Genomic DNA, 13,268 nt, shown 5'->3' on the forward strand with positions numbered 1-13,268 from the left:
GGCCTTAAACAACCCACTTTTTTAAATACGTATTACACAACAGAATATGAACATCATCCGCTATATCATCCAAAAGGAATTTAAACAGATCTTTAGAAATAAGGCGATGCTCCCTATTATTTTTGTTTTGCCATTGATCCAACTGATCATTCTATCCAATGCGGCAACTTTTGAAGTGAAAAATATAAAGTTTGCCTATGTTGATAATGATAATACTTCTTTTTCTAGGGGGTTGGTGGAAAAATTTGAAGCCTCCTCCTATTTCAATGTGGTGTCCCAATTTCCATCGGAAAAACTAGCGAGTAAGGCAATGTTGCAAGGGAAGGTGGATGTGATTTTAGAGATTCCGTCCTATTTTGAAAAGCAATTGCTTAAGAATAAAAAAGCGGATCTGTCCGTTATAATCAATGCCATAGATGGTGCCGCTGCCGGAGTAGAAAATGTATATATCAATCAAATTGTACAACAGTTCAATAAAAAGGCACAAGTGGAATTATTCCTGTTTAACAATTTGGGAAACCAGCCGCAGGATATTGAAACCATTCCTTCCTTTTGGTATAATGAGACCTTAAATTATAAAACTTTTATGGTGCCCGGAATACTGGTTCTCTTGGTGACCATGATTACCCTCTTCCTATCTGGAATGAACATTGTTCGGGAGAAGGAAATAGGTACTTTGGAGCAAATTAATGTTACCCCGATAAAAAAACACCAGTTTATTATTGGTAAATTATTTCCTTTTTTGGTTTTGGGTATGGTCTTGTTGACGGTGGGCCTGATTATCTCCAAACTGTTGTTCCACATTCCAATAGTTGGAAGCCTAAGCTTAATGTATCTCTATACCATTATTTACATTTTGGTGATTTTGGGGATGGGCCTCTTTATTTCCAATTTTACCGATACCCAACAGCAGGCCATGTTTATAGCTTGGTTCTTTATGGTTATTTTTATCCTTATGAGCGGGTTGTTTACCCCTATAGAAAGTATGCCGCAATGGGCACAACTCTTAACGGAATTCAACCCTATAAAATATTTTGTACAGGTAATGAGAATGGTGATGTTAAAAGGTGCCGGACTTTCAGATATTTACCCGCAAGTTATCAAAACATTCGTATTTGCCATTGCCATGAATACTTTGGCGGTAATCAGTTATAAAAAAACAAGTTAATGGAAAACAACCACAACAACCGTTTACAACCAGAAGAATCACGCTTTTTATCCGGACCACGCTCCAGGTTTAAAGAATTGCTTTTCACCTTTAGGGTTCAATACAGCTTTATCAGGGCTTTTAGGAAAATGCACTTTATAGGCCCCTGTGTAACGGTTTTTGGATCTGCCAGGTTTGACAATACCAATCCTTTCTACAAAAAGGCAGAAGAGGTGGGTGCCGCTTTGGCCAATATGGGATTTACGGTAATGACCGGAGGGGGGCCTGGTATTATGGAAGCTGCAAACAAAGGGGCCTATGAAGCGGGAGGATATTCCGTAGGCTGTAATATAATTTTGCCCTTTGAACAGAAACCGAACCCCTATCTACACAAATGGATCAACATTAGGTATTTTTTTGTACGGAAGTTTTTGTTGATCAAGTATTCCTATGCCTTTGTAGTTATGCCTGGGGGCATGGGGACATTGGACGAACTCTTCGAATCCATAACCCTGATCCAAACCAAGATGATCCAAAATTTCCCCGTGGTCATTTTTGGATCCGAATATCATAAAGAACTCTGCGAACATATACGGATCATGGCCGAGAATGAAAGTATAAGTCCAAAGGATATGGAGTTGTTGTTCGTAACCGACTCGGTGGAGGAAATGGCAGAACACATTAAGATCCACGCTATTGAAAGGTTTAAATTAGTTAAAAAACCGCAAAGACCTAAATGGTGGTTTGGAGAGGAATAAGCATTGTAGGGATTGATTTTTTTCAGAAACCATTTGTTGAAATGGAGTGCTAATTTCTCTGTAACAAATGTTGCTGTGGAAATCATATTAAAGTCTCAAATTTATATTCGTAATAATATTTAATATGCTGATAATAATCATGTTAAGTATTTGAGCGAAGTATTAAATTTATCTTTAATAAATCCAATCGCAATGTCGAAAATAGTCATTTTGGGTGCTGGAATCTCTGGCCATGTGGCCGCAGCGCACCTCCGTAGAAAACTTCCCAAAGAACACGAAGTTTTAGTGGTCTCTCCCAATAGCAATTACCAATGGATCCCTTCCAATATTTGGATAGGAATTGGAAGAATGGAACCGAAGGATATTATCTTTCCCTTGGCCCCTCTTTACAAAAAGAAAAAAATAGGATTTAAACAGGCAAAGGTGGTCACCTTTCATCCCGAAGGGGATACCGAAGTGGAAAGACCTTTTGTTATGGTGGAATATGTTACGGAAGATCAAAAAGGGATACAGGAAAAAGTTACCTATGATTATTTGATCAATGCAACAGGACCCAAACTGGCCTTCGATATGACGGAGGGTCTAGTGCCCGGCACCAACAAGGCCTATTCCGTTTGTACCTACCATCACGCCAACCAGGCTTGGAAGGCTCTTGACGATTTAATACAACAGATGAAGCAGGGTAAAAGGGCCAAAATACTGATTGGAACCGGCCATGCAAAGTCTACTTGCCAAGGTGCTGCCTTTGAGTATATTTTAAATGTAGAGCAGGAACTAAGGCGACATAAAGTTCGGGAAAATGCAGAATTGATCTGGATTGCCAACGAGCCACAACTGGGAGACTTTGGAATGGATGGGATGCTTTTGAGCTATGGCAACAATATTATGAAGTCGAGCGAAATGGTAGAAATGGTTTTTGAAGATCGCGGCATAAAATGGATCATTGGTGCCGGGGTAAATAAAATTGAAGATGGGGTGGCACATTATGAAACCTTGGATGGTGAGTATCACACGGAAACTTACGATTTTGCCATGCTCATCCCGGCTTTTGCGGGCCATGGTTTTAAGGCCTATGATAAGGGCAACCAAGATATTACGGAAAAATTGTTTAGAGGTTTTATGATCGTAGATGCCGATTACAGCCCTAAACCTTATGAGGAATGGTCTGTTCAGGATTGGCCCGAGACCTATCAGAATCCTTCCTATCCCAATATTTTTGCCCCGGGCATCGCTTTTGCTCCTCCACATGCTATATCAAAACCCAGACTAAGTAAAAATGGTACGGCTATTTCCCCATCACCTCCGCGGACTGGGATGCCGTCTGGCATAACCGCAAAGTTGGTAGCCGATAATATTATAGATACCATAAGGAATGGCAAGCCCTCCCTGCATCATCGGGGATCTATGGGTAATATGGGTGCCGCATGTATAGCCTCTGCAGGTTATGGAATGACCAAGGGCAGTGGTATAAGTATAACTACTTTCCCAATAGTTCCCGATTATAATAAGTATCCGGATACCCAAGGTCGGCAATTGGGGAAAACATTTGGAGAAATTGGTTTGGCCGGCCATTGGCTTAAATTGGCCTTGCACTATGCCTTTTTGTACAAGGCCAAGATGAAACCTTTCTGGTGGTTGATCCCGGAATAAAGGTTATTGCCAATCAACGATAGGGACGCCTTAGGGCAATTACAAATACCCATTAACCCAAAAATTTTAAAGATGACACGTAGAATATCAAAATCCAAGCGCTTTTATATGATGAACCCAATAATCCAATTCTTTAAATTCATTTGGTTGGGCATAAAAATTATGTTGATCGTAGCAGGGGGGCATGGAGGCACCAGAAAGGTGAATTGAATTATCCCGGACCAAAAAAAATTTTTCACAGAACAGTAAAAAGCAATCTAACCTGGGCAAAGGAAAATTGTCACCTTGTAATTTATCTTTTCCCCTGTTGAAATTTAGAACCTTCTCCAAATAAATTTGGACTTTCTATAAGTTTTATAATACATGGCCTGTGTAACTTAAGTAGCTGTGCATCTGTTTAATATGTTGGATATTGCTTATGAACGTAAAACTGGGGCAATGAAACTTTTTAAACAAATAGGAACCTATCTATCCATTTTTGGTTTGCCGTTCCTTTTGGTGCTGTTCTCTTGTAACAATGATGATACCTTGGCAGGAGATCTGGAAAATACAGAATTCACTAATGCAGATAGCGCTGCATTACTGTTTATGTTGGAAGAGGAAAAGTTGGCAAGGGATACCTACACCTATTTGGAGAATTTATGGGAAATAAATCAATTCTCGAATATCAAGAAAAGTGAACAAAGCCATATGAATGCCGTTAGAGGCCTTTTGGACCAAAACAATATTTCCTATACCCTTTTGGCATATGGGGAATTTAATAACCCGGACATTCAAGAACTTTATGATCAGTTTGTTGATTACGGCAGTGAAAATAGGGAAAATGCCTTGGAGGTGGGTGCCAACATCGAAGATTTGGACATTGTGGATTTGGCCAACTTTATCGATGCCACAACCAACAGTGCCATGATAAAAGTATTTGAAAGTCTGCAATGCGGTTCCCGTAACCATCTCTGGAGTTTTGTCAACGCCATTGAACTTTCGGGGAATACTTATGAGCCCAAGTATTTAACCCAGGCAGACTATACTCTAATAATCAATGATAGTCTGGAACAATGTGGTAGATAAACCTCGTGTTTTGAATTATAGTAGCCTTTTTTCTCGGTAACATTAGTTACTGTGCAATCCTTTTACTCCGCCTAATTTTGTCCTAAATAAATTGAAACATGAAGAATATCATATACATACTATCATTTTTGGGAACCTTGTCCTTTATGCATGCTCAGGAAAGTGTGTTGATCAGCAAGGAGGAAGTGTTGACCAGAGTGAGGGAAAACAACAATACCCTAAGAATATCCCAACAGGATGTGTTGGCCGCCAAAGGAGATTTTAATCAGTCCAATGCGGTGATTTTGCCCAATATAAGTGTTTCCCATACGGCTATTGCCACCACTAATCCTTTGATGGCATTTGGTTCTAAATTGAATCAGGAAATTTTGACCCAGGCCGATTTTAACCCACTTTTATTGAATAATCCGAATCAGATCGAGGATTATGCAACCCGTATCCAAGTACAGCAGCCTTTGATAAACCTAGATGGCATTTTTCAGCGGAAGGCCGCCAAGGCCAAATTGAATGCTGTTGAGCTAAAAGCCGATAGGACCAATGATTATATAGACTTGGAGGTTGAAAAGGCGTATATGCAGTTACAATTGGCCTACAAGTCCGTAAAGGTTTTGGAAGAGGCGAAAAAAGCAGCTTTGGAAAATAAACGTTTGGCCGATAATAGTTTTAAGCAGGGATACCTTCAAAAATCCGATGTTTTGGCAGTTGAAGTTAGGGTTACCGAAATAGAAAATCAGTTGCAGTATGCCAAGAGCAATGTCCATAATGTCTCCAATTACCTATCCGTCTTGATGAACGATGACAGTTATGCTGTTTTGCAACCAACGGATTCCTTGACCCTAATGGTCAGTGATATTTACACGGAAGGATTGCCCGAGAATAGAAAAGACCTACAAGCCATGTCCTTATCCAGTGAGGCATACCAACAAATGTACAGGGCAGATAAAATGAGTTTCCTTCCTAGCTTAAATGCCTTTGGAACCTATGAATTGCACGATGATCAAGTCTTTCAGGGCGATGCGAACGGCTATCTTATCGGGGCAGAATTAAAATGGAATCTTTTTGAAGGGAGCAAACGTTTTGGAAAGGTTCAAAAAAGTAGGGCCCAATTTGAAAAATCCAAATTGGAACTACATCAATATAAGGCAGAGAGTCAGGTAGAGTTGAATAAAGCCATGCGAATGCTTCAAGATGCCAAAAACAATTTGGAGCTTACATCCTTGGCATTGCAACAGTCGGAAGAATCCCTCCGCATACGTACCAATAGGTTTAAACAAGGCTTGGAGAAAACGACCGACCTATTAAATACCGAAACCCAATTTTCCCAGAAGAAATTGGAATATTACACCACTATTTTCAATTATAATTACGCCTTGGCCTATGTAAAGTTTTTAACCAAGGAATAATAGCCTACAGTTCAGCAATAGAAGAAACCATAAACCAGGAATACTTGCATTCAACATTAAATAATTAAAGGAAAATCATGAAATGGGCATAACCAAAAACTGGTCGCAAAGACGATTGAAGGTATGCGAATTACATATGACCGTTCAAAAACAATAAATAACTACATATGAAAACAAAATTATACATAGTAGCACTCTTCATCCTCTCCATAACGATTGGTAGTTGTGGGAGCGATGATAAAAAAAATGAGGTAGACAATTCTCCTGCCGTGGCCGTTAAAGTGAGCACAGTTTCCGAAGGGAATGGCAGTCCGTTCCTATCTGTTAGCGGAAAGATAGAGGCGGTGAACAGTGCCAATATCAGTACCCGAATGATGGGGTATGTAGATAAAATTTACGTGCAGGTTGGGGATAAAGTTAAGAAGGGGCAGCAATTGATAAGTATTAACAATGCAGATATATCCGCCAAATTGGCCCAGGTAAATGCCGGTATTACTGAAGCGACCGCTGCTTTTAACAATGCTGAAAAGGATTATAAAAGGTATACAGCCTTGTTTAGCGAAAACAGTGCTTCCCAAAAGGAACTGGACGATATTACGGCCAACTATAACATGGCCAAGGCCAGATTGGAAGGGGCCAAACAAATGAAAAACGAGGTGAACGCCCAATTTTCCTATAGCAATATACGTGCCCCCTTTAACGGAGTGGTCACCAACAAATTTATAAAGGTTGGGGATATGGCAAATCCAGGGATGCCTTTGGTAGAAGTAGAAAGCCCGGGCAATTTTCAGGTATTGGCAATGGTACCGGAATCGGAAATCCTACAGATCAAATCGGGTTCGGAAGTGGACGTATTGATAAAGACCCTGAACGAATCCATTAAGGGAACAGTAGCGGAAGTGAGTACATCAGCCAAAAACACCGGTGGTCAATATATGGTCAAGGTAATGTTGAAAGAGTCCACCTCCAATTTACTTTCTGGAATGTACGCTACTGTACAATTTCCAACAGCTAAAAAAGCGAACACCAATAGAGTGCTTATTCCTTTAGAGGCAGTAGTGCAAAACGGACAATTATCCGGGGTGTATACGGTAAGTGAAAGCAAAACGGCACTTTTACGCTGGTTGCGGTTGGGGAGGACTTATGGCGATAACGTAGAGGTTTTGTCGGGACTTTCCGCCGAGGAAGATTACATAATATCGGCAGAGGGGAAGTTGTACAATGGAGCCAAAATAAGTATCCAATAACTGAAGATTGATAAAAATAGGTATGCGTTAGGGATTGCAGCGTTTACCCCAGGCCTTTTGTGGATTTGCGCAATCAAGGACTGGAGTAAAAGCGAAAAGCCCGGCCTGAGCATTCCTGCGAGGTCTCCAAGACCTTGTAGGCATATGAAAGGACCATGCTGGCATGAACTTCATGCGAAGGTAACGCCCAAATAAAAAACAAAAGATAAAGATGAAAGAAGGATTAGCAGGCAAAATTGCCAAAGCATTTATAGGATCCAAGTTAACGGTCCTTCTAATGATCGTGTTCATGGTCATTGGGGTATACAGTTCGTTCTTGATACCAAGGGAGGAGGAGCCACAGATAGATGTGCCCATGGCCGATATTTTTGTGGGCTACCCAGGTGCGAGTCCCACCGAAGTGGAGAGCAGGGTAACAAAACCCCTTGAAAAGTTAATTTCCAATATTAAGGGGGTAGAATACGTGTATTCCACTTCCATGGAAGAGCAGGGGATGGTCATAGTACAGTTTTATGTAGGAGAGGATATTGAGCGTTCGTTTGTTAAACTCCAGAATGAGATCAACAAACATATGGATGAAATGCCGCAAGGCGTTACCTTCCCTTTAATTAAAACCAGGGCTATTGATGATGTTCCCATGTTGGGACTTACCTTATGGAGTGAAAATTACGACGATTATCAACTTAAGCAAATTGCCCAGGAGCTTACGGATGAAATTGAAAAAGTAAACGATGTGTCCGCCACCCAGAGAATTGGTGGGCGAAACCGTCAATTAAGGGTGGTACTGGACAAGGATAAATTGGCGCAGAGCGGATTGGATTTTTTGTCCGTAGCCCAAATGATCAAAGCCAATAACCAACAAATTAGCGGAGGTACTTTTGATAAGAATGATACCGAATTTATGGTAACCACTGGTAAATTCCTTGAAACTGCTACCGATGTGGAAAATTTGGTGGTAGGCGTACAACAAAACCGTCCCATTTATTTGAAGCAAATTGCCAGTATACAGGATGGCCCCGAAATTCCCAAGGAATACGTTTCATTAGGTTTTGGCAAGGGAAGTGAAAAAGGGGAAACCTATAAGTCCGAATATCCTGCCGTTACCATTTCCATAGCGAAGCGCAAAGGTGCTGACGCAATGAATATTTCGGATATTATTTTGGAGAAAGTAGATCATTTAAAAAAGAATCTAATTCCAGATGATGTGCATGTGGAGGTGACCCGAAACTATGGGGAAACGGCTTCCCATAAGGTATCTGAATTGTTGATGCACCTTATTGGTGCCATAATAGCGGTAACTTTTGTAGTAATGTTGGCCATGGGGTGGCGTGGTGGATTGGTGGTTTTTCTTTCGGTACCCATCACCTTTGCCTTGACCTTGTTGAGCTATTATTTGTTGGACTATACCCTGAACCGTATCACCTTGTTCGCATTAGTTTTTGTAACAGGTATTGTGGTGGACGACTCCATTATTATTGCGGAAAACATGCACCGGCATTTTAAAATGAAACGCTTGCCGTTTAAACAGGCTGCGTTGTATGCCATTAATGAAGTGGGCAACCCAACTATATTGGCCACTTTTACAGTTATTGCTTCCGTATTGCCCATGGCTTTTGTCTCCGGCCTCATGGGGCCCTATATGTCGCCGATGCCCATTGGCGCTTCCATTGCCATGTTGTTGTCCCTTTTTGTGGCCTTGACGATTACGCCATACCTAGGGTATATATTTCTTAGGGAGAAGGATAAAAAAGGTGAGGAAAAGGTAGAGAAACCTTTGGAGGAAACTTTTATCTATAGGATGTACCATAAATTTGAAAATCCTTTGATAGAAAACAAAAAGAAACGCTGGTTGTTTTTGGGAATTACCTTCTTGTTGCTATTGGGTTCCATAGGCATGTTCTTTACCAAATCGGTGGCGGTAAAAATGTTGCCGTTCGACAATAAGAACGAATTTCAGGTGGTCATAGACATGCCCGAAGGTACTACTTTGGAACGTACCGGAGTGGTGGCCAGGGAGATTGCCCAATATTTGAACACCCGTCCGGAAGTGGTAAATTACCAAAGTTATGTTGGTACTTCCGCACCAATAACCTTCAACGGTCTTGTACGTCATTACGATATCCGGGGAGGAAGTAATATGGCCGATATTCAGGTGAATTTATTGGATAAGGGAGACCGAACAGCCCAAAGTCATGAGATAGCCAGTTTATTACGTCCAGAGATTCAACGTATTGGGGAGAAGTTCAATGCCAATGTCAAGATTGTTGAGGTACCGCCTGGACCTCCGGTTTTATCTACCATTGTTGGGGAAATATATGGCCCTGATTACGATACACAGATCGATATTGCGGATCAAGTTCAGCAAATTTTGAAAAATACCCCGGATGTAGTGGATGTAGATTGGATGGTAGAAGCCGACCAGGTGGAATATGAGCTTATCATAGACAAGGAAAAGGCAATGTTATATGGGGTGGCACCCGCGCAAATTGCCCAAACTATGAATATGGCCCTATCAGAGAGGGCGGTGACCAATCTATATGATGAAAATGCTTCCAACCAAATAGGCCTGATATTGGCCTTGGAGGAAAAGGAAAAATCCACTATCCAGGATATTGCCCAACTGAAGGTGAAATCCCAACAAGGAAATGGCAATATGGTGCCAATTGCAGATTTGGTAACTATAGAGCAAACTACCAGGGCCAAGAGCATTTATAGAAAAAACCAAAAGAGGGTGGTCTATGTCCTTGCCGATATGGCCGGGGAACTGGAAAGTCCGGTGTATGCTATTCTAGGGATGACCGATAAATTAAAGGCCATGAATTTGCCAAAGGGATACTCCGTTGATGAACTCTACATAAAGCAACCCGATTTTGAGGATAATTACACCGTAAAATGGGATGGGGAATGGCAGATTACCCTGGAGGTATTCCGGGATCTTGGATTGGCCTTTCTAGGAGTAATTTTCATCATTTATATATTGATTGTGGGGTGGTTCCAGAATTTTAAGGCCCCGGTAGTCATGATGGTGGCCATTCCGCTTTCCTTGATCGGGATTGTATTGGGGCATTGGTTGTTGGATGCATTTTTTACAGCAACTTCCTTTATAGGAATGATTGCCTTGGCGGGAATTATGGTCCGGAATTCGGTGTTGTTGATCGACTTTATCAATCTTAGATTGGCGGAGGGTATTCCCTTAAAGTTGGCGGTAATAGAAGCTGGTGCCGTGAGGACCACTCCTATTTTGTTAACAGCAGGAACCGTGGTAATCGGGGCGTTCGTAATTTTATTCGACCCTATTTTCCAAGGCTTGGCCATTTCTTTGATGGGAGGTACCATTGTCTCCACGGTACTCACATTGTTGGTAGTGCCTTTGGTGTATTATATGATAGAAAGGAAGAACTATAAATAAGGAGGGTTCTTAGAATGTAGCCGAAGAGGTTCCTGTTAAGGAATAAGGGAAACTATGGCTCAACGGGGTATAAAGGGAAAATTACAATTGAAACTAAAAATATAGAGTTATGAAATTACTCATAGTAACTGTTGTGGAGGAGTACGATAAGGAAATTCTACAACTCTTTAAAAAAGCCAATATTGAAAGCTTCAGTGGTTCTGATATTGATGGGTATAAAAACCCTGCTTCGATGTTAATGGCGTCAAATTGGTTCCCAAGCGAAAAAGGAGGCGTGGGGTCAACCATGTTTTTCTCCTTTACTACAGAAGAAAATATTGAAACGCTTTTTCAACTTATCTCTGAATTCAACAATGGTTTGGAAACCAACAACCCCATAAGGGCTGCAGTGGTTCCCATAGAAAAGTATATTTAATAACCTTTAAAAATAGTATTATGATCAACAGATATATTAGGGCAATTGCCGGGGCTTTTATAGTTATTAGTGTTGTATTGGCCGTTTACGTAAACATCAACTGGTTGTGGTTTACCGTCTTTGTTGGGGTAAACCTTTTTCAATCCGCATTTACCCAATGGTGCCTTATGGAAAAGATTTTGTTCAAATTGGGGGTAAAAAAAGAAGGGGATAGCTGTACCGTTTAATGGCCCAAATTCCAGGCATTTGGTTGGTGTCCAGGAGGGGAGTGTTGTTGTATGTTTTTGGAATTGTAATTGATGGATGACCTTGGTATCAAGTATCGTTTCTTGTAAAATTTTTGATAGGCAAGGGATATAACAAAAAATGCCCCGGTTTTCCCAGGGCATTTTAAACTAACTCTAAACTCAATAAAAAAACTCAATTCTATTTGTAATTCCCTCTACAAAGGCAATTGCCTTTGTAGAGGCCTGGGTTTACCAAGGTTTTGTAACTCCCTGTAGAATCCATGGTTTGGACCAAGGTGTATCATTTTCGAATTTTCCGGGCACATCGTTTGTGTGGCTGGTTGTTTCCAATGAAGATAGTGCTGCCTTGTAATTAGCTTCATTAATATTTCTTTCTTCATCAGGATACTGAAAACGAACCGGGATTACGGACGACAGGGCAAAAGGTCCTGTCTGAAGATTGGGAAGGCCAGTACGTCTCCAATCCAAATAGGATTCAGAAGCGGTAGCAAAGTTGGCAATCCATTTTTGTTCCATGATTTGCTCCAAAGTACCATTAAAGGCTACATCGGGATTGGTTATATAAGTATCATATTCTCCACCAATTCCCCATGTCTCCATAGATGCTTGTACTCCTTTGTTGTAATTTCCTTCCGCATCCGAGCCCCAGCCTTTTAGAGCAGCTTCAGCTTTTAAGAAACAAACTTCTGCATAGGACAAAACCCTAGCTTTTAAGAATTCACCACTAGCTTCTCTAAACTGATCGTTCATTAAGGAAACATGTACGTTGCCTCCACCTTGTACCGGGTTGGGGTTCAAGTTATAAGTATATGGCTCTGATCCTTGATATGATACCGGGATACCCACATAGGTACTACTGGTATCTACCAAACTTAATCCGGCCAAACGATCGGCTTTCCAGGTAGTTTTATCATATATTTTTAAACCATTTTCTGCAAGGGTTTCTTCATTGATATATCGCACTCCATCTACAACTACATCATCTTCTCCACCAGGTACTTCTGCGGCAGGTACAACTTTAATTGGAATTGCAACAGGTGCAAACCAAATGCTGGCCCTTGGGTCATTAAGTTCCTGTAATCTATCGGTAAAAGTAGTACAAGGCTTAACACGATTGAAGCTCGATGCACCTCCTGTTGAGCTGTTACTTGGCTGAGCAGTTGAACCAGATGTACCGGTATAGGCCAATGCACACTCTTCATCCACACTGCTGATCAAGGGTTTCGCCAATGTGGCCGTTACGCCTGCTTGCGCATAAGATGGGTCTTTCTCTGATAATCGCATGTAATATCGTAGGGCCAAAGAGTTGGCATATTTCATCCATTTTTCGGCATCGCCTCCAAAGAAAATATCTTGGCTGGCACCAAAGGCCTCCAGGTTACCCATATTGCTGGATATTGAAGCTGCAGCAGCCACAAAATCAGCAATAGCTCCTTTATAAACTGCTTCTTGGGAATCGTAAGTTGGTAAAATAACATCCTCGTCAGCTTGTACCGCATCAGAATAAGGTACGTCTCCGTAGTAATCTGCCAAAGTAACAAAGTTCTGCGCCATTAAAATTTGGGCAATGGCCGTATGTAAGGTATAACCTAATTCTTGAGACCGCTGAAGCGCTAATTTGGCACTACGCAAGTTATCATAGTAGGTGTTCCATCCACTACCATCCCAATCGTAATTGTTGTTGCCCCAAGAATCTTTTTGAGTGTATTGCACAAAGGCAGATAGTTCTCCACTATAACCTTTATTACCAACGTCCAGAGCAGTATTCACCATCACTTGCGTTAAAAGAAAACTTGGATTGCCTTGGCTGGGATCTACCCCGTTAGGGTTTTGGTTAATTTCTGTAAGGTCATTGTCACATGAAGTAACGGACAGTAGACTAACTACGAGAAATAGTTTAAATATCTTATTTATTATACTCAT

General features: G+C 41.1%; 11 protein-coding genes. 10 read left to right on the top strand and 1 reads right to left on the bottom strand.

Annotated features, from left to right (window positions below):
* Window positions 1-46 precede the first annotated feature (46 nt).
* From C7972_RS00530 to C7972_RS00570, 10 genes are all read left to right on the top strand, one after another.
* Window positions 47-1,168 carry an ABC transporter permease gene (locus C7972_RS00530; protein WP_110354263.1) on the top strand — a complete coding sequence of 374 codons (1,122 nt, stop codon included), beginning with the start codon at window positions 47-49 and terminating at the stop codon, window positions 1,166-1,168.
* Complete coding sequence (locus tag C7972_RS00535) at window positions 1,168-1,905, top strand: TIGR00730 family Rossman fold protein (RefSeq protein WP_110354264.1); 738 nt, start codon at window positions 1,168-1,170, stop codon at window positions 1,903-1,905. The genes C7972_RS00530 and C7972_RS00535 overlap by 1 nt, the downstream gene beginning before the upstream one ends.
* A 192-nt stretch (window positions 1,906-2,097) precedes the next feature.
* A complete protein-coding gene (locus C7972_RS00540) occupies window positions 2,098-3,555 on the top strand; it encodes an NAD(P)/FAD-dependent oxidoreductase (RefSeq protein WP_110354265.1) in 1,458 nt (485 codons plus the stop codon).
* Window positions 3,556-3,627: 72 nt separating this feature from the next.
* Window positions 3,628-3,765: a hypothetical protein gene (locus C7972_RS23720; RefSeq protein WP_181422789.1), complete on the top strand. Its 138-nt coding sequence runs from the start codon at window positions 3,628-3,630 to the stop codon at window positions 3,763-3,765.
* A 228-nt stretch (window positions 3,766-3,993) separates the two neighbouring features.
* Window positions 3,994-4,623, top strand: a complete 630-nt coding sequence (locus C7972_RS00545; RefSeq protein ID WP_110354766.1) for a DUF2202 domain-containing protein — start codon at window positions 3,994-3,996, stop codon at window positions 4,621-4,623.
* A 98-nt stretch (window positions 4,624-4,721) separates the two neighbouring features.
* Window positions 4,722-6,026, top strand: a complete 1,305-nt coding sequence (locus C7972_RS00550; RefSeq protein WP_110354266.1) for a TolC family protein — start codon at window positions 4,722-4,724, stop codon at window positions 6,024-6,026.
* A gap of 167 nt (window positions 6,027-6,193) precedes the next feature.
* Window positions 6,194-7,273 carry an efflux RND transporter periplasmic adaptor subunit gene (locus C7972_RS00555; protein WP_110354267.1) on the top strand — a complete coding sequence of 360 codons (1,080 nt, stop codon included), beginning with the start codon at window positions 6,194-6,196 and terminating at the stop codon, window positions 7,271-7,273.
* A 211-nt stretch (window positions 7,274-7,484) separates the two neighbouring features.
* Window positions 7,485-10,682, top strand: coding sequence for an efflux RND transporter permease subunit (locus C7972_RS00560; RefSeq protein ID WP_110354268.1), 3,198 nt, complete (start codon window positions 7,485-7,487; stop codon window positions 10,680-10,682).
* 109 nt (window positions 10,683-10,791) lie between these two features.
* Window positions 10,792-11,097: a hypothetical protein gene (locus tag C7972_RS00565; RefSeq protein ID WP_110354269.1), complete on the top strand. Its 306-nt coding sequence runs from the start codon at window positions 10,792-10,794 to the stop codon at window positions 11,095-11,097.
* 20 nt (window positions 11,098-11,117) lie between these two features.
* Complete coding sequence (locus tag C7972_RS00570; protein ID WP_110354270.1) at window positions 11,118-11,324, top strand: DUF2892 domain-containing protein; 207 nt, start codon at window positions 11,118-11,120, stop codon at window positions 11,322-11,324.
* A gap of 249 nt (window positions 11,325-11,573) precedes the next feature.
* On the opposite strand, the gene C7972_RS00580 is transcribed toward C7972_RS00570, so the two are convergent.
* Complete coding sequence (locus tag C7972_RS00580) at window positions 11,574-13,268, bottom strand: SusD/RagB family nutrient-binding outer membrane lipoprotein (protein ID WP_110354272.1); 1,695 nt, start codon at window positions 13,266-13,268, stop codon at window positions 11,574-11,576.

Source organism: Arenibacter sp. ARW7G5Y1 (assembly GCF_003201775.1).
Taxonomy (GTDB): domain Bacteria; phylum Bacteroidota; class Bacteroidia; order Flavobacteriales; family Flavobacteriaceae; genus Arenibacter.